The sequence below is a fragment of the Enterococcus sp. 22-H-5-01 genome, assembly GCF_050310005.1.
GTDB classification, from domain to species: domain Bacteria; phylum Bacillota; class Bacilli; order Lactobacillales; family Enterococcaceae; genus Enterococcus_A; species Enterococcus_A hailinensis.
Genome location: NZ_CP189993.1, coordinates 1,864,026 through 1,885,000 on the forward strand (window position 1 = coordinate 1,864,026; position 20,975 = coordinate 1,885,000).

At 40.2% G+C, this 20,975-nt stretch carries 16 protein-coding genes and 1 rRNA gene (1 of these 17 only partly in view); 15 read left to right on the forward strand and 2 right to left on the reverse strand.

Annotated elements, in window-relative coordinates:
* Positions 1-59: 59 nt before the first annotated feature.
* The gene (locus tag ACQKTA_RS09480; protein ID WP_427813563.1) at positions 60-782 is read left to right on the forward strand and encodes a YebC/PmpR family DNA-binding transcriptional regulator; all 723 of its coding nucleotides are present in this window, start codon (positions 60-62) and stop codon (positions 780-782) included.
* Between the two features lie 38 nt (positions 783-820).
* On the opposite strand, the gene ACQKTA_RS09485 is transcribed toward ACQKTA_RS09480, so the two are convergent.
* Positions 821-2,227, reverse strand: a complete 1,407-nt coding sequence (locus ACQKTA_RS09485) for a L,D-transpeptidase family protein (protein ID WP_427813564.1) — start codon at positions 2,225-2,227, stop codon at positions 821-823.
* A 210-nt stretch (positions 2,228-2,437) separates the two neighbouring features.
* Positions 2,438-3,418, reverse strand: coding sequence for an L-lactate dehydrogenase (locus tag ACQKTA_RS09490; protein ID WP_071858067.1), 981 nt, complete (start codon positions 3,416-3,418; stop codon positions 2,438-2,440).
* Between the two features lie 358 nt (positions 3,419-3,776).
* Here ACQKTA_RS09490 and pth point away from each other — a divergent pair, with 358 nt between their 5' ends.
* From pth to ACQKTA_RS09560, 14 genes are all read left to right on the forward strand, one after another.
* Positions 3,777-4,334: an aminoacyl-tRNA hydrolase gene (gene pth / locus ACQKTA_RS09495; protein ID WP_407855890.1), complete on the forward strand. Its 558-nt coding sequence runs from the start codon at positions 3,777-3,779 to the stop codon at positions 4,332-4,334.
* Between the two features lie 33 nt (positions 4,335-4,367).
* On the forward strand, positions 4,368-7,880 hold the full coding sequence (gene mfd, locus ACQKTA_RS09500; protein ID WP_427813565.1) for a transcription-repair coupling factor: 3,513 nt from the start codon (positions 4,368-4,370) through the stop codon (positions 7,878-7,880).
* Between the two features lie 39 nt (positions 7,881-7,919).
* Positions 7,920-9,482: a putative polysaccharide biosynthesis protein gene (locus tag ACQKTA_RS09505; RefSeq protein ID WP_427814540.1), complete on the forward strand. Its 1,563-nt coding sequence runs from the start codon at positions 7,920-7,922 to the stop codon at positions 9,480-9,482.
* 3 nt (positions 9,483-9,485) lie between these two features.
* A complete protein-coding gene (locus ACQKTA_RS09510; RefSeq protein ID WP_407855892.1) occupies positions 9,486-9,755 on the forward strand; it encodes an RNA-binding S4 domain-containing protein in 270 nt (89 codons plus the stop codon).
* A 74-nt stretch (positions 9,756-9,829) separates the two neighbouring features.
* Positions 9,830-10,264: an FtsB family cell division protein gene (locus tag ACQKTA_RS09515; protein ID WP_427813566.1), complete on the forward strand. Its 435-nt coding sequence runs from the start codon at positions 9,830-9,832 to the stop codon at positions 10,262-10,264.
* 56 nt (positions 10,265-10,320) lie between these two features.
* Positions 10,321-10,767, forward strand: coding sequence for a S1 domain-containing RNA-binding protein (locus ACQKTA_RS09520; RefSeq protein WP_332580162.1), 447 nt, complete (start codon positions 10,321-10,323; stop codon positions 10,765-10,767).
* A gap of 75 nt (positions 10,768-10,842) precedes the next feature.
* Positions 10,843-12,180 (forward strand): tRNA lysidine(34) synthetase TilS, encoded by a 1,338-nt coding sequence (tilS, locus tag ACQKTA_RS09525; protein WP_407857197.1) that lies wholly within the window; start codon positions 10,843-10,845, stop codon positions 12,178-12,180.
* A 13-nt stretch (positions 12,181-12,193) separates the two neighbouring features.
* Complete coding sequence (gene hpt, locus ACQKTA_RS09530) at positions 12,194-12,739, forward strand: hypoxanthine phosphoribosyltransferase (RefSeq protein WP_332580160.1); 546 nt, start codon at positions 12,194-12,196, stop codon at positions 12,737-12,739.
* 94 nt (positions 12,740-12,833) lie between these two features.
* Positions 12,834-14,894, forward strand: coding sequence for an ATP-dependent zinc metalloprotease FtsH (gene ftsH / locus ACQKTA_RS09535; protein WP_407855895.1), 2,061 nt, complete (start codon positions 12,834-12,836; stop codon positions 14,892-14,894).
* Positions 14,895-15,000: 106 nt separating this feature from the next.
* Positions 15,001-15,303 carry a bacteriocin immunity protein gene (locus ACQKTA_RS09540; RefSeq protein ID WP_427813567.1) on the forward strand — a complete coding sequence of 101 codons (303 nt, stop codon included), beginning with the start codon at positions 15,001-15,003 and terminating at the stop codon, positions 15,301-15,303.
* A 145-nt stretch (positions 15,304-15,448) separates the two neighbouring features.
* The gene (gene hslO / locus ACQKTA_RS09545; protein ID WP_427813568.1) at positions 15,449-16,333 is read left to right on the forward strand and encodes an Hsp33 family molecular chaperone HslO; all 885 of its coding nucleotides are present in this window, start codon (positions 15,449-15,451) and stop codon (positions 16,331-16,333) included.
* A gap of 71 nt (positions 16,334-16,404) precedes the next feature.
* The gene (gene dusB, locus ACQKTA_RS09550; protein ID WP_427814541.1) at positions 16,405-17,343 is read left to right on the forward strand and encodes a tRNA dihydrouridine synthase DusB; all 939 of its coding nucleotides are present in this window, start codon (positions 16,405-16,407) and stop codon (positions 17,341-17,343) included.
* A 120-nt stretch (positions 17,344-17,463) separates the two neighbouring features.
* Entirely contained in the window at positions 17,464-18,927 is a 1,464-nt protein-coding gene (gene lysS, locus ACQKTA_RS09555) for a lysine--tRNA ligase (protein ID WP_427814542.1), read from the forward strand.
* A 604-nt stretch (positions 18,928-19,531) separates the two neighbouring features.
* Positions 19,532-20,975, forward strand: a 16S ribosomal RNA gene (locus ACQKTA_RS09560); it runs 115 nt beyond the window's last position.

Genomic DNA, 20,975 nt, shown 5'->3' on the forward strand with positions numbered 1-20,975 from the left:
TAATGAATATTCAGATGGAGAATAAAGGAAGAGCATAGTATTTTAAGGAGTGTATAAGGATGTCTGGACATAGTAAATGGAACAATATCCAAGGACGAAAAAATGCGCAAGATGCAAAAAGAGGAAAAATTTTCCAAAAGATCTCTCGTGAAATTTATATGGCAGCAAAGGCTGGTGGGCCGGATACGAGTACTAATCCTGCCTTACGCTTAGTGATAGATAAAGCAAAATCAGCTAATATGCCGAATGATAATGTCGATAGAGCAATCAAAAAGGTAACCTCAGCAGGTGAAGGTGAGCATTATGATGAAATTACTTATGAAGGTTATGGACCTGGTGGAGTAGCTATTTTAGTCCATGCATTAACAGATAACCGCAACCGCACAGCAACCAATGTACGCGTAGCATTTACGCGCAATGGAGGCAGTCTGGGTGAAACAGGGTCAGTTAATTATATGTTTGATCGAAAAGGATATATCGCTATCGAGCGTGAAGGGTTAGCAGTTGATGAAGATACAATGTTTGAAGACGTATTAGAGGCCGGGGCAGAAGATATGGAAATTTCTCCAGAAGTATTTGAAATCTATACTGCCGCAGAAGATTTTACCAGTGTTCGTGATCAATTAGAAGCAGATGGCTTTACGTTGGCTCAAGCAGAGTTAACGATGATTCCTCAAACGACGGTTGCGTTAGCTGAAGAGCAGCGAGAAAAATTAAATCAACTGGTTGAGAAACTGGAAGATGATGATGACGTTTCAGAAGTATTTACTTCAGTTGAATAAATAAAAAAACCAGCGATCATTCGCTGGTTTTTATTTGGCTAAAAGACGACTACTGGAGTACCGACTTCAACCATATCATAAAGTTTTGCCATGACATCTGGAGGGGTGTTGACACAACCGTGAGATCCACGTGTTTTCCAAAGGTCACCACCATAAGCTGTTTGCCAGTCAGAATCGTGCAGACCTACGCCACTCCAATCGATTGGCATCCAATATTTCACCGGGCTTGCATAATCAGAACCATCATCATTTTTTCCGGTCAATGTTTCATTTGTCTTTTTCTCCCAAACATAATCAACACCAGTTGGAGTAGGAGATTTTGGTTTACCACTTACGATGTCTGTTTCTAATGCAACATTGCCATCTTTGTAGTACCACATGTGTTGATTTTCTAAATCGACTTCGATGTATGTCTTATCGACTAAAGCTTTATCAGCTGTTGTAGCACCAGTCACAATAGGTGAACGGGTAAAATCTTTGCCTTCTAAGATTTGTTTTGTTAGTGCTTCAACTTCACTTGTGGTATTGATTGTCCAACTGTACGTACCTGCTGGAACAGAAACTTTATCACGTTTCGTACTATTGAATTCAGTTGGGTTGGTGCTTGTATTGTATTTGTCGCCTAAGCTTTTCACATAAGCAGTTACTTTTTCTTGATCAAGAGACATTGTTCCATTATCATCGATCAACCAATCATTGATATCTGAGGTCGGAATGTCAAATGTATTGCCATTGATACTGTACGTTGCTTTAATTTTAGCAACAGCATTCATTTTATCTAGTGTTTTCTTCAAGCTAGCATCATCTTTAGTGATTGTTGGTTTTGCTAAGTAGTCATCAAAATCAATCGTTTGTTCTCCGTTTTTTGCCGCTTCTTTAAAGGCAGCAACAGCAGCATCAACGTCGATCGTATTTCCTTGTTTTTCTGGGCTGATTTCAAACCCGCTATCGGTACGAGTGACCTTAGCATTTTCAGTTGCTGTTCTGGTTTTGTTTGTCTCGGTCAATTCTGCTTTAACAGCATCAATAACAGCATTTAATTTTGTTTCATCTAAAGTTGAACCATCTACGTCTTGTTTATCTGACGCAGAAACTAATTGCATTCCCCAGCTATAAGGATTTTGCTCTTTTTGAACTTTAGTCAATGCAGAAGTATATGAATTTTTCCAACCTAAATCTTCACGATTGATCTCTTTCCAATCTTTCCCATCCACTTTGATAAGGAAAGGTGACTTGGATAATTCACGTGTGATTTTTCGATTGGCTTCACTGATGGTTAAATTATCGATTTTTACACCGTTGACTTCGGTATTTGGAAGAAACCTTTTAGTATAATATGTACTACGAACACCATATCCGCCTGCCAGAACTACTAATAAACCTAAGACAACAATAATACCGATTTTTTTCCGGCTGTGAGAATTTCTGTTTTCTTGTCTTGTCATCGAAATAACTCCTCGTTGTTTCTTTATGTATTTGGTTTTTTTATTAACGTATGGAGAAAATTAGAGACAAATGGCTCCATATTTTAATACTATACCGATTATAAATATACCACAGATAGGAAGAAATACGAGTGATTGGTCTTGAAACGTAATCAAATATTAAAAAAACCACAAAGAATATTTTATTCTTTGTGGCTAGAAAAGTTTTGATTATTTACCTTCAGCTTCAAGATCAGCAAAAGCTTTAGTCATTACTTCTTTAAGTTCTTTAGCAGAAGCATCCATACGATCTTTTTCAGAGTCAGTTAATGGGATTTCAATGATGTTTTGGATCCCTTTAGCATTGATGACTGCTGGAGCACCGATATAGATGTCTTGTTGGCCATATTGACCTTCTAAGTATACAGATAATGGGAATACTGCACTTTCATCGTTTAAGATCGCACGAGTGATACGAGCTAGAGCAACTGCGATACCGTAGAAAGTAGCGCCTTTTTTCTCGATGATTTCGTATGCAGCATCACGAACGCCGAAGAATAGGTTAACTAATGCTTCTTCATCAACTTCTGGATTATCTTTAACCCATTCGTAAATTTGTAAGCCAGCAACGTTAGCGTGTGACCAAACTGGGAATTCTGAATCTCCGTGTTCACCTAAGATATAAGCATGGACGTTACGAGCATCAACGTCAACTAATTCTGCAATTGCTTGACGGAAACGAGCTGTATCTAATGAAGTACCTGAACCGATAACGCGTTCTTTAGGGAAACCTGAGAATTTCCAAGTAGAGTAAGTTAAGATATCTACTGGGTTAGCGGCAACTAAGAAGATTCCGTCGAAACCAGAAGCAACAACTTGTTCTACGATACTTTTGTTAATGCGCAAGTTTTTACCAACTAAATCTAAACGAGTTTCACCTGGTTTTTGTGGAGCGCCAGCTGTGATGACAACTAAGTCAGCATCGTGACAGTCTTCGTATGAAGCTGAATAGATTTTTTTAGGTGAAGTGAAGGCTAATGCGTGAGATAAGTCGATCGCATCTCCTTGTGTGCGGTTGCTATCGATATCAATAATGCCGATTTCTTGAGCGATATTTTGATTGACTAATGCAAAGGCATAGCTTGAGCCTACTGCGCCGTCTCCAACTAAGATTACTTTTTGATGGGTTTTACTAGCTGCTGATGCAGTCATGTGTACCAATCCCTTCTTCTATTTGTTTTTCCATTGGAATCATAACATTAGTTAATGAAATTTGTCACGTGTTTTACTCATTAATAATACAGTTTTTTTACCTGTTTCTTTAGTAAGCGTTTTATGTGTTGATGTTCTAAGGACTGCTATGCTTAAGTTTTTATAAAAATAACACATTTTTTATACTGGCACAGAGCACTGAAAACGGTCACTACAGCAAAGTTTGTGTTATACTATGTAAAGAAATTTTAGAACTGGGTAGTCAGACGACTATCCAGCATTTTGTCATGCCGATGGAAAATGATGATTTCTTTACATAAAAGATAGACTATTAAGAAAAAATGAGGCGGAAAAATACATGAAGATGATTGTTGGACTGGGAAATCCAGGTAAAAAATATGAAAATACAAAACACAATATAGGCTTTATGGTCGTGGATCGTTTAGCAGCTGAACAAGGAGTAACTTTTAAGAAAAATCCCTTTGAAGCGGAAGTTGCAGATTATTTTGTGAATGGCGAAAAAATTTTATTAGTTAAACCAACGACTTTTATGAATGAATCAGGGCGTGCGGTCGGTCCTTTGATGACTTATTTTGGGGTTGAGCTAACTGAATTAGTCGTGGTAGCCGATGATTTAGATATGGGAATGGGTAAATTACGTTTACGTCAAAAAGGCAGTGCAGGCGGCCATAATGGATTAAAAAGTATTATTTCACATATTGGAACACAAGAATTCAATCGGATAAAAATCGGTATCGGTCGACCAAACGGTAAAACAGTCGTTAACCATGTGCTGAGTACATTTAATCAAGAGGAAGCAACCGTTATTGCAGATAGTGTTGCGCGAGCAGCAGAAGCAGTCGATGATTTCGTTGCAGAAAATGATTTTTTAAATACAATGAATCGCTTTAATTAAAAATGTATAACAAATTAGATGAGGAGTACTCGAATGAATTTGATTGATTTTATTAATCAGTTGCCGCTAGTAAAAGAGTGGCAAGAATATTTAACAAAAAAAGCTAAACGCCAGTTAGTGATCGGGCTCTCTGGTTCAGCGAAAGCATTAGTAATGGCTGCGACTCATCAAAAGAGTCAAAAGCAGACGGTGATCGTTGTCCCGAATCTTTACTATAGTAATCAATTAGCAGAAGAATTACGCCAAATCGAAGAAGATGTTCATCTTTTTCCAGTTGATGAGGTCTTATCTGCTGAGATGGCTTTTGCTTCACCGGAAGCTCGGACAGAACGAGTAGCGACTTTGCAAGCCTTATCACAAGGCGAAAATGGGATTTACGTTGTACCTGCTGCAGCGTTGAGAAGATACCTTCCAACACCTGAAGTTTGGCAAGCTAATCAATTACACTGGAAAATCGGGAGTGAAATTGATTTAGAAAACTTAGCTCAACGCTTGGTTTTAATGGGTTACGAGCGTCAATCGATGGTTGGCAAACCGGGAGAATTCAGTATGCGTGGTAGTATCATCGATATTTATCCCTTAACGACTGAGTACCCTGTGCGAGTAGAATTATTTGATGTAGAGATCGATTCTTTACGCTATTTTGAACCGGAGACTCAGCGTTCAGTTGAAAACTTAACCGAGGTTTGGGTCACACCGACAACTGATCTTGTTTTTGCTGCCGAAGAATTGACGCAAGGAGTCGCTAAAGTCAATCAATTGTTGCAAAATCGCTTAGCGGTTACCCAAGATAAAGAAAGCTATAACTTTTTAAATGATTATTTTGGTCAATTGATTGCTGCTTGGGAAGAAGGCATCCCGACTGAATATGCTAAGTATTACACGGATCTACTTTACAATAAAAAAACTTCTTTACTGGATCATGTAGCTGAAGATGCCTTGCTTTTTGTAGATGATTATCCCCGTCTGATGGAAACATATCGGGAAATGGAACGAGAAGAAGCTGAGTGGCACACGCAAAAATTAGAGGAGTTACGTGTTTTTTCAGAGCAGTCTTTTGGAATGAATGTTCCTGATCTAATCAAGAAAGCGCCGTTTGCTACAACTTTCTTTTCGCTATTTCAAAAAGGCATGGGCAATTTGCGCTTTGAAGCAATCCATAATTTTCAATACCGTTCAATGCAACAATTTTTTGGTCAAATGCCCTTATTAAAGACCGAAGTCGATCGATGGGAAAAACAAGAGCAAACTGTTTTATTTGTCGTTTCAGATCAGGAGCGCCAAGAAAAACTGATGCAAGAATTTCGAGATGTGGCGATTCAAGCTGTACAGACAACACCAGACAAATTGCTCATCGGCACCACACAGGTTGTTATTGGCCATTTAACTAGCGGTTTTGAGTTGCCGCAAGATAAATTGGTTGTCGTTACTGAACGAGAAATTTTTCAGAAGGTCACTAAAAAAAGAGCCCGTCGTCAAACGATTTCGAATGCGGAACGTTTGAAAAGCTACAATGAATTAAAACCGGGCGATTACGTCGTCCATGCCAATCATGGGATCGGTAGATATGTCGGGATGGAAACAATCGAAATCGACGGAGTCCACCAGGATTACATGTCGATCATCTACCAAAAAGATGACAAATTATTTATTCCGGTCACACAATTAAATTTGATTCAAAAATATGTCTCTTCAGAGGCTAAACCACCGAAAATCAATAAACTAGGTGGCAGTGAGTGGACAAAAACTAAAAGTAAAGTATCGAAAAGAATCGAAGACATTGCCGATGATTTGATTGAGCTTTATGCGAAGCGTGAAGCAGAACGTGGCTATGCTTTTGGTCCTGATGATGAGTATCAAAAGGAATTTGAGAATGCTTTCCCATATAGCGAGACCGATGACCAATTGCGAAGTACAGCCGAAATCAAACATGATATGGAAAAAGACCGTCCGATGGATCGTTTATTAGTCGGAGATGTCAGTTTTGGTAAAACGGAAGTAGCTTTGCGCGCAGCTTTTAAGGCGATTAAAGAAAATAAACAAGTAGCTTTTTTAGTTCCAACAACGATTTTAGCGCAACAACATTATGAAACAATGACGGAACGTTTTGAGAATTTCCCCGTCAATGTTGATGTATTGAGTCGTTTTCGAACAAAGAAACAACAAAATGAAACGATTGAGAAAATCCGCACTGGTCAAGTAGATATTGTTGTAGGAACTCATCGTTTACTATCAAAAGATTTACAATTCGCTGATTTGGGATTGTTGGTTATCGATGAGGAACAACGATTTGGCGTAAAGCATAAAGAGCGGTTGAAACAATTACGCTCTCAAGTCGATGTCTTGACGCTGACGGCGACACCGATACCTCGAACATTGCACATGTCGATGCTAGGTGTACGTGATCTTTCCGTAATCGAAACGCCGCCAGAAAATCGTTACCCGATCCAAACATATGTGATGGAAACAAATCCAGGTGCGATTCGTGAAGCAATCGAACGTGAAATGGCTCGCGGAGGACAAGCGTTTTATTTATATAATCGAGTTGAAACGATTGAGTGGAAAGTGGAAGAGCTTCAAATGTTAGTCCCGGACGCAAAGGTTGGTTTTGCGCATGGTCAAATGACCGAAGTCCAATTAGAAAATACGCTGATGGATTTCATTGAAGGACAATACGATATTTTAGTAACAACGACGATCATTGAAACCGGGGTCGATATTCCAAACGTTAATACATTGTTCGTGGAAAATGCCGATTACATGGGTTTGTCGACGTTGTATCAATTACGTGGACGGGTAGGACGAAGTAATCGAATCGCCTATGCTTATTTCATGTATGAACCGCAAAAAATCTTGAATGAAGTTAGTGAAAAAAGACTGCAAGCAATCAAAGATTTCACTGAATTAGGTTCTGGTTTTAAAATCGCGATGCGTGACTTATCGATTCGCGGTGCCGGAAATTTATTAGGAGCACAGCAACATGGATTTATTGACGCTGTTGGGTTCGATATGTATTCACAAATGCTTTCTGAAGCAGTTGATCGCAAGCAAGGGAAGAATAATCAAATTGAACGGACTTCAGTTGAGATCAATTTAGGAATTGATGCCTATATTCCAGGAACGTACATTGAAGATGAACGACAAAAAATTGAAATCTATAAACGAATTCGCGAGTTGGAAAGCACCGAAATGCTGGATGAAGTGGAAGCAGACTTAGTCGATCGTTTTGGTGACTACCCGGATGAAGTCGCTAATTTGTTGAACATCGGCCAGATTAAAATGGATGGTGATCGTGCATTAGTCGAAAGTATCCATAAACGTCAGCAGCAAATTATTTTGACGTTGAGTAAAGTCGGTACTAAAGCGTATAAAGTGGAACAATTATTTGAAGCGCTGAGCGCAACGAAAATGAAAGCAACGCTTGGTGTGGAAAAAGAAAAAATGGTTATTAAACTTACAGTCGGTAAAACGATGGATGAAGCAGTATGGCTACGCGAAATCAGTCTTTTCGTTCGGGCATTGCGAGAGCAAAAATACAAAGAATAGGTGGTGGAGGCACTGGCGAATAAAGAAATGAAAGTCATGATGCAAGGTGCCTTCATCCTGACAGCAGCTTCATTTGTAGCAAAATTATTAAGCGCAGTCTATCGGGTTCCCTATCAAAACTTTGCTGGGGACGAAGGATTTTATGTCTATCAGCAAGTCTATCCGATTTATGGAATCGCGATGACTTTGGCCTTATCAGGTTTGCCGCAATTTATTTCGAAATATGTGGCAGAACAAAAAGAAATTAAAGAACAAGGACAAGCATTAGAGCGATTATTTCCTTTGATCAGCGGTTTTGGTTTGATTTTGTGGGGATTGTGTTTTTTCACCGCTCAACCGCTGGCGGATTGGATGGGAGACGGGAGATTAGCACCGTTGATTCGAGTTGTTTCTTTCACCTTTGTGATCATGCCTTTTTTATCGATCACACGCGGAGAGTTTCAAGGAAAATTATTGATGGTCCCAACCGCCGTTTCGCAAGTTGTCGAACAGCTGATTCGAGTCGGTGTTATCATCGTGGCAGCTTGGTCATTTAAACAATTTGGCTGGAATGTTTATCACACTGGGACTGTGGCAATGTCTGGAGCAGTGGTCGGCGGAGTAGCAGCAGTGATCGTTTTATGGTATTACCGCCACCAAATTTTAGGCACAAGTCTATTACGGCGCAAGCTTAGGCTAGGAGATGAAGCATGGGCTTTAGGCAAGCGATTAGTACTTGAAGGCGGGCTGATGACCATCTATAGCGGCTTGCTGATTTTATTTCAATTAATCGATTCGTTTACAGTAAAAAAAGCATTAGTTGATTATGGCTTAAGTGAACACGGTGCAAAATTAGCCAAAGGGGTTTATGACCGAGGCCAACCATTGGTTCAACTTGGTTTAGTTGTGGCTCTAGCTTTGAGTTCCAGTTTTCTACCATTGATGACTCGCTATTTAGTCAATCGTGACCGCAAGATGTTTATTAAGACAAGTCGAATTTTTTTACGTTTGACTTCGGCTATTGCTGCAGCGGCTTCATTAGGTTTGGCCTTGCTTTTACCGTACGTCAATTATGCACTGTTCAAAGATTATAAGGGAAACCTCACGTTATTGTTGTTTGTGTTTGCGATTTTTTTGATGGCGATGGTTCAAGCGTATCAGAGCATCGCTCAAAGTCAGAATCAGTATCGCAGTTCACTACAAGCAGCTGGAGCAGGTTTAGTTTTAAAGATCGTCACTACAGGCGGCTTGACCAAACAATTTGGAACCGTCGGAGCCAGTCTTTCTACTTTGATAGGTTTGGCGGTAGCACTATTCATTTTGCATCTGACTAGTGAACGTGAGACAAGAAATTACGGAAATGAGCGCCGCTTCAATCAGAAATTAGTTCTGTGTTTAATTGGTATGGTTGTCGTCCTTTTATGTTACTATGGCGGTATTAGTTTGATATTTGGGGTCGTCCACAAGAGGAGTATCGCTTTGATTGCTGCCATCTTAGGGGTGGCGATTGGCGGCAGTACTTTTATAATATTAGCGATTCAAATACGATTATTAACAATTCGCGAATGGCTGATGTTGCCGTTCGGGAGTAAACTATTAAGAATAAATTGGAAAAGAGGATAATTTATGCGTTTAGATAAATTCTTAAAAATTTCACGGATCATCAAGCGGCGGAGTGTTGCTAAAGAAGTGGCAGATAAAGGTCGTATCCAAGTGAATGGAAAACTAGCGAAATCATCGACGGATGTTAAAATCGGTGATCAATTGCGAATCCAATTCGGAAATAAAATTTTAGAGGTTGGAATCGATGAGCTACATGAATCAACAAAAAAAGAAGATGCAGCGAAAATGTACCATATTATTAATGAGACTCGTGTGGAAAATAACGGAAATTAAAGATAATTCAAATAGACAATTATACCGTGAATTGGTATAATAGTAAAGAATTTCATGGTAAGGAGCGAGCGGGAATGAATGAAAGCGAGACGCCGAAAATTGCAGCGTTAGATACTCCGTATGCAAAAGAGCAGTATCGTAAATTTCAAAAACAGCATCGTCAATTGATTTTTAAACGTCGACGGTTAGCAGCCCTTTTTGCTGTCGCAGCATTTGTTGCCATTGTCATGGGAGTTCAAATTTTTAATGAGCAACGTCATTTGAGCGAGTTGAACGACATCAAAGTAAAAACAGTCGCTGAATCTGCCAAGGTAGATGATCAAGTCGTAGGTTTAAAAAAGGACGTTAAAATGCTAAAAGATGATAACTATGTAGCAAAATTAGCTCGTAGTCGATTCTACTATTCAAAAGACGGCGAATTAGTATTTGTATTGCCGGATGAAACAAAAACGCCAAGCAAAGACACTCAGTCAGCTGACGAAGTAATAAAGTCCGAAACTGCGAATTAAAATATTCAGCAGTTTTAAGATAAAAAATGGAAAAAACTAGGAGGAACATTTTTTTTATGTCAATCGAAGTAGGAGCTAAGCTGCAAGGAAAAGTATCAGGAATTACAAATTTTGGTGCCTTTATCGACTTGGGAGAGGGCAAAACGGGCTTAGTCCATATCAGTGAAATATCTAATGGTTTCGTTAAGGATATTCATGATGTGTTGACTGTCGGTGATGAAGTAACAGTAAAAGTCACTTCTGTAGGAGACGATGGAAAAGTAGGTCTTTCGATTCGTAAAGCACAAGACCAACCTCAACCAGAAAAGAAACCTTTTAAACGGGAATTTCGCGATAACAATCGTCCAAAACCTGCGCCTAAAGGAAAGCCCCAAAATAATAGCGGCAAACAAGACTTCGATTCATTGATGAGTTCCTTTTTGAAGGATAGCGATGATCGTTTGTCATCGATCAAACGCAATACTGAAGGTAAACGCGGAGGCCGTGGCGGTCGTCGTAATTAGAAAAAAAGCTGGAATCCTAAAAGATTTCAGCTTTTTTTAGCTAGAAATTTAAGAACAAAACGTAAGGAGTCGAAAATGGAACAGGCTTTTTTATATCAGAATCCAGAATTGAGAACGAGCCAAAAAATATTGTTAGCTGTTTCGACCGGAGTGGATTCAATGGTTTTGTTACACTTGTTAGAAAAAATGGGAAGCTCGATCGGCGTTGCGCACATCGATCATCAATTGCGAGAAGAATCAAAGGCGGAAGCAGCTTTTTTAGAACAATATTGTAAAGAACATAACATTCCTTTTTATCTAAAAGTATGGCAAACACCAACCAAAAAAAATATGGAAGCAAAGGCTCGCAAACTGCGGTATGAATTTTTTTCAACGATTATGGAAAGAGAAGGATATAACCTTTTATTGACAGCCCATCATGGAAACGACCAAGTAGAAACTCTTCTGATGCGTTTGGTACGTGGTGGTTCTCTTGCAGGACATGCGGGGATTTCCAGAGTGCAACCTTTCGCTACGGGCAAACTGATTCGTCCATTATTAACCTTTTCGAAGGAACAAATCTATGCTTATGCAAATGAGCAACACCTAACATATTTTGAAGATGCAACTAATCATTCCACTGATTATTTTCGAAATCGAATCCGTTTGAATGTCGTCCCGGAACTAAAAAAAGAAAATCCGCAACTACTAGAACATGCCAATCAGTTCCACCAACAACTAACTTGGGCAGATCAATTGATCCAAAAGAGTCTAAAAGAAAATTTAAACAACGTTGAAACTGATGGGGCTTGCTGGTCATTTACTCAATCAGTGTTGCCTGTTGAGACGGGGGAACGTTATTATTTTTTAACTACTTTGTTCCAACAAATTACAGAAGCCCAAGAGCTAGTAGTCTCACAACGACAACTATTTTCCTTATTAGAACAATTAGAAAAAGCAAGCAGTCAATGGCGATTTGATCTAGGAGACGCTTGGCAATTTGTCCGCCGATATGATACCTATTTTATTGAGAAAAAAGTAGAAATCACTGACCAAGAAAAGTATTCCCTTAATGAAAATGAACATTGTCAATTATCAGATGGGTCAATAATCAGCGTAAGAAAAAATAGCCAATATAAACCTAGTGAGGAGTTTCGAATCCCTTTACCGGTCACGGTGAAATTTCCGTTAATGATTCGTCATCGCAAGGCTGGTGATCGTATTCGTTTGACCCAAGGTTTAACCAAACGTGTAAACCGTTATTTTATTGATAAAAAGATCCCGACGGCAGAACGAGATGCCGCTTGGATTGTTGAAGATGCCTCGGGCGAGATCTTGGCAATCTTATCATTTGTTAATTCCTATTTGAGTATTACTACTGAAACTGATAGAATACACTACATACTTGACTATACGCTTAACAAAGCGAACTGAAAGGAGTTTCTATATGCTAGAAAAAGATATTGAAAAAATCTTGATCACTAGAGAAGATATTCAAAGCCGTTGTGTCGAATTAGGTGCACAGCTAACTACAGATTATATGGATAAAAATCCCTTGGTGGTTGGTATTTTAAAAGGAGCAGTTCCTTTTATGGCGGATATTATTCGCGAAATCGATACTCATTTAGAGTTGGATTTCATGGATGTATCGAGCTACGGGAACCAAACGGTCTCTTCTGGTGAAGTAAAAATCATCAAAGACTTAGATACAAATGTTGAAGGACGCGACTTATTGATTGTCGAGGATATCATTGATAGCGGTCGAACATTGGGCTATTTAGTTGATTTGTTCAAATATCGTAAAGCAAAATCAGTGAAAATCGTCACATTATTAGATAAACCAGAAGGTCGTGTGGTCGATATCCAAGCAGATTATATCGGATTTGATGTACCAAATGAATTCGTAGTCGGTTATGGATTGGATTATGCGGAAGCGTATCGTAACTTGCCTTACGTAGGCGTATTAAAGCCAAAAATTTATCAATCAAATTAGTGACTGAAAAAAACTCAGTGTGATATACTTAAAAGGTCAGAATTGATAAAACTTTTAACAAGCTAATCAGCTAACAAGCGTGAGGAGGACGTAGATGAATAAAAACAATAAGGGAGTAAAAAATGCTCTCTATTATATTCTCGTCATCTTAGCGATGGTCATGGTTGTGTATTTCCTATTTGGAGACAACAAATCAGCATCGCCAGATATCGAGTATTCAACTTTTACTGAACAAATGCAAGAAGGCAAGATCAAAAATGTGAAGATCCAGCCAGCCGGTGGCGTTTATAAAATCACTGGTGAGTATAAAGAAAAACAAGAAGTTGCTAACTCTGGCGGCTTAAGCATCATTGGTTCAACTGATACAAAAACAACACATTTTTCAACAATCGTTTTACCAAACGATACAACGTTAAGCCAAGTTACTGACTTAGCAAAAGAAAATAGTGTTAAAACAACGATTGATGAAGAATCAAGCAGCGGTATGTGGGTTACATTATTAATGAGCTTCTTACCGATCTTGATTATGATTTTCTTCTTCTATATGATCCTTGGTCAACAAGGCGGCGGTGGTGGCGGTAACGGCCGTGTAATGAACTTTGGCAAATCAAAAGCCAAAGAAGCTGACAAAAAAGCCAACCGTGTTCGCTTCTCTGATGTAGCGGGTGCAGAAGAAGAAAAACAAGAACTAGTTGAAGTAGTAGAATTCTTAAAAGATCCACGTCGTTTTGTTGAGCTCGGCGCTCGTATCCCAGCTGGTGTTTTATTAGAGGGACCTCCCGGAACTGGTAAAACCTTATTAGCAAAAGCTGTTGCTGGTGAAGCTGGCGTGCCATTCTACTCAATCTCAGGTTCAGACTTCGTAGAAATGTTCGTTGGTGTCGGAGCGTCTCGTGTTCGTGACCTATTCGAAACAGCGAAGAAAAATGCACCAGCTATCATCTTCATCGATGAAATCGATGCAGTTGGTCGTCAACGTGGTGCTGGTATGGGCGGCGGTCATGATGAACGTGAACAAACCCTAAACCAATTACTAGTAGAGATGGATGGTTTTGATGGTAACGAAGGTGTCATCGTCGTCGCTGCAACTAACCGTTCAGATGTATTAGATCCAGCGTTATTACGTCCCGGACGTTTTGACCGTCAAATCTTAGTCGGTCGTCCAGACGTTAAAGGCCGTGAAGCAATCTTACGTGTACATGCCCGTAACAAGCCTTTAGCAGATGATGTTGATTTGAAAGTCGTTGCGCAACAAACACCAGGTTTTGCTGGTGCCGATTTAGAAAATGTCTTGAATGAAGCTGCTTTAGTAGCCGCTCGTCGTAACAAGAAAAAAATCGATGCTTCTGACGTTGATGAAGCAGAAGATCGTGTGATTGCCGGACCTGCTAAGAAAGACCGTGTTATCAGTAAAACTGAACGTGAAACTGTGGCTTACCATGAAGCTGGTCACACGATTATCGGAATGGTCTTGAACCGTGCACGTGTCGTTCATAAAGTAACGATTATCCCTCGTGGACGTGCTGGCGGATACATGATCGCTTTACCAAAAGAAGATCAAATGTTGATGTCTAGAGATGATATGTTCGAACAAATCGTTGGATTACTTGGTGGGCGTACGGCGGAAGAAATCGTCTTTAACGTTCAAACAACCGGTGCTTCAAATGACTTTGAACAAGCAACTGCTTTAGCCCGCAGCATGGTGACTGAATATGGTATGAGTGATAAACTTGGACCGGTTCAATATGAAGGCAATCATCAAGTCTTTGTAGGTCGTGACTATGGACAAACAAAAGCTTACTCTGAACAAGTGGCCTTTGAGATCGATCAAGAAGTTCGTAAGATCTTGATGGAAGCTCATCAAAAAGCCCATGAAATCATTGAAACACATCGCGAACAACATAAATTGATCGCTGAAAAACTTCTAGAGTTTGAAACACTAGATGCTAAAGCAATCAAATCATTGTTCGAAACTGGTGAAATGCCTGGTGGTGCCAATAGCGCTTATCCAAGTGAAAAAGCTCAAGCTCAAACTTTTGAAGAAGCAAAACGTGCTTTGGAAGAAAAAGATGCTGAGAAACAAGCAGAAGATAAGACGACTGAACACAAATCATCAGAAGATAAAATTGAACCAGACGATACAACAGACAGATAATAAATAAAGCGGCTATCTTCGGATAAGCCGCTTTTTATTTTATGGTAGCTATTAGTTGGTTGTTTCAAATAAGGCGAGTAAAATAGGGTCAAAGGGGCTGTGTGAAATGAAACGGAGTGAAAAAGCACATTTAATGATGGATCAAATCAGTCAAGCTTATGGTGATGAAAAGGTAAAATGTATTCCAGAGATACAAGAGCTTCTATTAAGTAATGCCAAGATATTAGAACAATCTGAAGACTATGGTTTAGCAGCAACTAGAATTTGTAAAGGACTATCACTCTACGCACTATCCCATACCCATGACTTTCCCAAAGCATTAGCTGATTTACATACTCAGTTAAAGAGTGAAGCCGTAAAGTATGATGCAACAGCAATGACCGCATTACTATTACCAATCTGGTTTTAACTAGCAGGCGCATATCGCCTGTTTTTTATTTGGAATTCGAAACGTAAACTTTCCCCAAACGCATACAGAGAAGTTGAAAAAAAATGAAACACCTAGTATGATGCAATCACGAGTAAAAAAGTTTGAATGAATGAGGAGCAAATAAATGAGTGATTATTTAGTTAAAGCATTAGCCTATGAAGGCTTTGTACGTGCATATGCAGTCGATGCAACAGAAACAATTTCAGAAGCCCAACGCCGACATGATACATGGAATACAGCGGCAGCAGCTTTAGGTCGTACGATGATTGGTGCCGTGATGTTAGGTGCAACCTTAAAAGGGGAAGACAAAATGACCGTTAAAGTTGAGGGGGATGGACCTGCCGGAGCCATTGTCGTTGATAGTAATGGTAAAGGCGATGTCAAAGGATACATTAAAAATCCTCACATCAGTTTACCGTTGAATGAAGTTGGGAAAATCGATGTCCGCGGCGCAGTTGGTACTTCTGGGATGTTCACTGTCATCAAAGATTTAGGTTTAAAAGAGCCTTTTTCTGGTCAAACACCGATTGTCTCAGGAGAACTGGGGGAAGATTTTACATATTACTTAGCTGTCTCAGAGCAAATTCCTTCAGCAGTTGGGGTTTCAGTCTTGGTAGATACCGATGATACGATCAAAACAGCAGGTGGTTTTATGATCCAGATCATGCCAGGGGCAAGTGATGAGATCATTGACCAAATCGAATTACGATTAAAAGAAACAGCGCGTATTTCTACTTTACTAGATGAGGGTCAAACGCCGGAAGAAATTTTGAAAAATTTATTGGCTACCGATGATGTGGAGTTCTTAGAAACGCTCCCGGTACAATTTAAGTGTGATTGTTCAAAAGAAAAATTTGCCTCAGCGATCATCACTTTAGGTGCGGAACAAATCCAAGAATTAATCGATCAAGATCATGGTGCCGAAGCAGTCTGTGCTTTTTGTAATAACAAATACCAATATAGCGAAGCGGATCTAGCTGAATTGAAACAAGAAATTTTGGGGGAATAATAGTGAAACCTTTAAACGGCACTTGGAAAATCGGCAACGTCGAAATACCTAATCGAGTCGTCGTTGCACCAATGGCGGGGATTTCGAACGCTGCCTTTCGTGTAACGGTCAAAGAATTTGGTGCAGGACTCGTTGTTTGCGAAATGATCAGCGACCAAGGAATTCATTTTAGAAACAAAAAGACCTTGGAGATGCTGTATATTGATGAAAGTGAACATCCGTTGAGCGTTCAAATTTTTGGTGGGAACAAAGACTCGCTAGTTGAAGCCGCTCAGTTTGTTCAAGAGAATACCAAAGCGGCGATCATCGATATCAATATGGGGTGTCCGGTCAATAAAGTTATTAAGGCTGAAGCTGGTGCGAAATGGTTGTTAGATCCCGATAAAGTTTATGAAATGGTTCAGGCTGTTTCCTCAGCAGTGGATATCCCGGTCACAGTTAAAATGCGGACAGGATGGGACGAACAACATGTTTTTGCAGTTGAGAATGCTTTAGCAGCCGAAAGTGCTGGAGCCTCTGCTATCGGAATGCATGGCCGTACGCGTGTGCAGATGTATGAAGGTCAAGCTAATTGGGCTGTTTTAAAACAAGTAGCAAATAAGCTGACTATTCCGTTTATGGGGAATGGCGATGTACGAACCCCCGAAGATGCAAAACGAATGATCGAAGAAGTGGGTGTTGATGCGGTCATGATCGGCCGAGCCGCACTTGGAAATCCGTGGATGATCCATCAGACACAACATTATTTGGAAACAGGTGAATTGATCCCTGAACCAAGTGCCCGAGAAAAAATCGCAACTGCTAAGCTGCATTTTGAACGTTTGATTGATTTAAAAGGTGAGATGGTCGCTTGTCGTGAATTTCGTCAACATGCAAGTTACTATTTGAAAGGAATTCCTCGTTCTGCCAAAACAAAGGTAGCAATCAATCAAACAGAAGAAAAACAAGTAGTCCTAGATTTACTTGACCAATTGGTTGAAAAGACGGAAGCACGAGAAAAAATTAGTTGATCTTCAAGCCGAATGAGGAATTCGGCTTGATTTTTTGTGGATTCATTGGCATTATAAGTAAGAGTAATTACATACTGAGGAGGAACATTCGTGACTGAAGAACAAACAAATTTGACAGAAATGAACGATCAAATGCGTGTTCGCCGCGAAAAAATGGAAAATCTTCGTACAGAAGGTATCGATCCATTCGGCGCTCGTTTTGAACGAACTGCAAATTCAAAAGAATTGCATGAAACATATGATGCAGATACAAAAGAAGAACTTCATGAAAAACAATTAACAGCTAGTGTTGCTGGACGAGTAATGACTAAACGTGGAAAAGGTAAAGTAGGATTTGCCCACTTGCAAGACCGTGAAGGCCAAATCCAAATCTATGTCCGTAAAGATGAAGTAGGGGAAGAACCTTATGCGATCTTTAAAAAAGGTGATCTAGGTGACTTCTTTGGAGTAACCGGTGAAATCATGAAGACAGATACAGGTGAAGTATCAATCAAAGCCAAAGAAATCACATTGCTATCAAAAGCATTACGTCCTTTGCCTGAAAAATATCATGGTTTAACAAATGTAGAACAACGTTATCGTCAACGTTACTTAGACTTGATCAGTAACCGTGAAAGCTTTGACCGTTTTACTAAACGTAGTCAAATCATCAGTCAAATTCGTCGCTATTTAGATGGACTAGGCTATATTGAAGTAGAAACACCTGTATTACACAATGAAGCAGGCGGTGCATCTGCACGTCCATTTATCACACATCACAATGCATTAGATATGGATCTGTATCTACGTATCGCGCTTGAGTTGCATTTGAAACGTCTAATCGTTGGCGGAATGGAAAAAGTATATGAAATCGGCCGTGTCTTCCGTAACGAAGGTATCGACACTACGCATAATCCAGAATTCACTATGATGGAAGTTTATACCGCATATCAAGATTACCTAGATGTAATGAACTTAACTGAAGGAATCATTCGTGATGTGGCTCAAAACGTTTTAGGCGAAACAACATTGTCTTACGATGGTCAAATGATCAATTTAGGTTCTGATTTCAAACGAATTCATATGGTCGATGCCATCAAAGAACAAACAGGTGTCGATTTCTGGAAAGAAATGTCTATAGAAGAAGCCCGTTCATTAGCGAAAGAACACAATGTTGAAATTAATGATAATATGGAAGTTGGTCATATTATCAATGAATTCTTCGAAACATTTGTAGAAGAAACATTAGAACAACCAACATTTGTTTTTGGACACCCAGTAGAAGTTTCTCCGCTTGCGAAGAAAAATGCTGAAGATGGACGTTTTACTGATCGCTTTGAGCTATTTATTGTGGGTCGCGAGTTCGCTAACGCCTTTACTGAATTGAATGACCCAATCGATCAGCGCGAGCGTTTTGAAGCGCAAGAAAAAGAACGTGAGCAAGGTAACGATGAAGCGCATGGCGTAGATGAAGATTTCCTAGAAGCGTTAGAATATGGTATGCCGCCAACAGGTGGTTTAGGAATCGGGATCGATCGATTAGTAATGTTATTGACAGATGTACAGTCAATTCGTGATGTTTTATTGTTCCCAACAATGAGATAACTATAAATTTTAGACGTTCAGCAGAGCTGAACGTCTATTTTTTATCTTAGCCGAATGTATTATTAGAAAATGATGTAAAACAGAAACGTAAAAAAACCAACTTGAAATTTTGAAAAGGGAATTTTCAAATAATTTACATGTTATTTACGAACGTTCTAATAAAATGCGAATAAGAATAATCAGTAATGAAAAAAACTTCGAAAAAAAGCATATTTTTTATTGACCCAATGCGATTATGTTGGTATATTATGTAATGTTCCAAGGCGAGCTAATCTCGCTAAAAAAAACTTAAAAAAAGTTGTTGACATACGGCAGAATTTAAGTTATTCTAACAAAGTCGCATCAAGCAGTAATGACAATTTAAAAAAACTTCTTCAAAAAAAGTTTTAAAAAGTTGCTGACATTAACTTTTAAATCTGTTATGATATAAAAGTTGCTGAAACAAAGCGACAAACAATGTAGACCTTTGAAAACTGAACGAATAAAACAAACCAAATGTGTAGGGCGTTTCTTTTAATAGAAACAAACAAAACATAGCAAGCAATATGCTAGCAAGTCAATTTTTAAAATTGAGCTTAACAATCGTAAGATTGTTTCAAACACTTTTTATGAGAGTTTGATCCTGGCTCAGGACGAACGCTGGCGGCGTGCCTAATACATGCAAGTCGAACGCTTTTTCTTTCACCGGAGCTTGCTCCACCGAAAGAAAAAGAGTGGCGAACGGGTGAGTAACACGTGGATAACCTACCCTCAAGCGGGGGATAACACTTGGAAACAGGTGCTAATACCGCATAACAAAGAAAACCGCATGGTTTTCTTTTGAAAGGCGCTTTTGCGTCACTTGAGGATGGATCCGCGGTGCATTAGCTAGTTGGTGAGGTAACGGCTCACCAAGGCAACGATGCATAGCCGACCTGAGAGGGTGATCGGCCACATTGGGACTGAGACACGGCCCAAACTCCTACGGGAGGCAGCAGTAGGGAATCTTCGGCAATGGACGAAAGTCTGACCGAGCAACGCCGCGTGAGTGAAGAAGGTTTTCGGATCGTAAAACTCTGTTGTTAGAGAAGAACAAGGATGAGAGTAAAAAGTTCATCCCTTGACGGTATCTAACCAGAAAGCCACGGCTAACTACGTGCCAGCAGCCGCGGTAATACGTAGGTGGCAAGCGTTGTCCGGATTTATTGGGCGTAAAGCGAGCGCAGGCGGTTTCTTAAGTCTGATGTGAAAGCCCCCGGCTCAACCGGGGAGGGTCATTGGAAACTGGGGAACTTGAGTGCAGAAGAGGAGAGTGGAATTCCATGTGTAGCGGTGAAATGCGTAGATATATGGAGGAACACCAGTGGCGAAGGCGGCTCTCTGGTCTGTAACTGACGCTGAGGCTCGAAAGCGTGGGGAGCAAACAGGATTAGATACCCTGGTAGTCCACGCCGTAAACGATGAGTGCTAAGTGTTGGAGGGTTTCCGCCCTTCAGTGCTGCAGCTAACGCATTAAGCACTCCGCCTGGGGAGTACGACCGCAAGGTTGAAACTCAAAGGAATTGACGGGGGCCCGCACAAGCGGTGGAGCATGTGGTTTAATTCGAAGCAACGCGAAGAACCTTACCAGGTCTTGACATCCTTTGACCACTCTAGAGATAGAGCTTCCCCTTCGGGGGCAAAGTGACAGGTGGTGCATGGTTGTCGTCAGCTCGTGTCGTGAGATGTTGGGTTAAGTCCCGCAACGAGCGCAACCCTTATTGTTAGTTGCCATCATTTAGTTGGGCACTCTAGCAAGACTGCCGGTGACAAACCGGAGGAAGGTGGGGATGACGTCAAATCATCATGCCCCTTATGACCTGGGCTACACACGTGCTACAATGGGAAGTACAACGAGTCGCGAAGTCGCGAGGCTAAGCTAATCTCTTAAAGCTTCTCTCAGTTCGGATTGTAGGCTGCAACTCGCCTACATGAAGCCGGAATCGCTAGTAATCGCGGATCAGCACGCCGCGGTGAATACGTTCCCGGGCCTTGTACACACCGCCCGTCACACCACGAGAGTTTGTAAC

Bases quoted from the DNA above. Each gene is read 5' to 3' on its own strand.
- ACQKTA_RS09480 (WP_427813563.1), top strand. From the start codon at position 60: ATGTCTGGACATAGTAAATGGAACAATATCCAAGGACGAAAAAATGCG.
- ACQKTA_RS09485 (WP_427813564.1), bottom strand. From the start codon at position 2,227: ATGACAAGACAAGAAAACAGAAATTCTCACAGCCGGAAAAAAATCGGT.
- ACQKTA_RS09490 (WP_071858067.1), bottom strand. From the start codon at position 3,418: ATGACTGCATCAGCAGCTAGTAAAACCCATCAAAAAGTAATCTTAGTT.
- pth (WP_407855890.1), top strand. From the start codon at position 3,777: ATGAAGATGATTGTTGGACTGGGAAATCCAGGTAAAAAATATGAAAAT.
- mfd (WP_427813565.1), top strand. From the start codon at position 4,368: ATGAATTTGATTGATTTTATTAATCAGTTGCCGCTAGTAAAAGAGTGG.
- ACQKTA_RS09505 (WP_427814540.1), top strand. From the start codon at position 7,920: ATGCAAGGTGCCTTCATCCTGACAGCAGCTTCATTTGTAGCAAAATTA.
- ACQKTA_RS09510 (WP_407855892.1), top strand. From the start codon at position 9,486: ATGCGTTTAGATAAATTCTTAAAAATTTCACGGATCATCAAGCGGCGG.
- ACQKTA_RS09515 (WP_427813566.1), top strand. From the start codon at position 9,830: ATGAATGAAAGCGAGACGCCGAAAATTGCAGCGTTAGATACTCCGTAT.
- ACQKTA_RS09520 (WP_332580162.1), top strand. From the start codon at position 10,321: ATGTCAATCGAAGTAGGAGCTAAGCTGCAAGGAAAAGTATCAGGAATT.
- tilS (WP_407857197.1), top strand. From the start codon at position 10,843: ATGGAACAGGCTTTTTTATATCAGAATCCAGAATTGAGAACGAGCCAA.
- hpt (WP_332580160.1), top strand. From the start codon at position 12,194: ATGCTAGAAAAAGATATTGAAAAAATCTTGATCACTAGAGAAGATATT.
- ftsH (WP_407855895.1), top strand. From the start codon at position 12,834: ATGAATAAAAACAATAAGGGAGTAAAAAATGCTCTCTATTATATTCTC.
- ACQKTA_RS09540 (WP_427813567.1), top strand. From the start codon at position 15,001: ATGAAACGGAGTGAAAAAGCACATTTAATGATGGATCAAATCAGTCAA.
- hslO (WP_427813568.1), top strand. From the start codon at position 15,449: ATGAGTGATTATTTAGTTAAAGCATTAGCCTATGAAGGCTTTGTACGT.
- dusB (WP_427814541.1), top strand. From the start codon at position 16,405: ATGGCGGGGATTTCGAACGCTGCCTTTCGTGTAACGGTCAAAGAATTT.
- lysS (WP_427814542.1), top strand. From the start codon at position 17,464: ATGAACGATCAAATGCGTGTTCGCCGCGAAAAAATGGAAAATCTTCGT.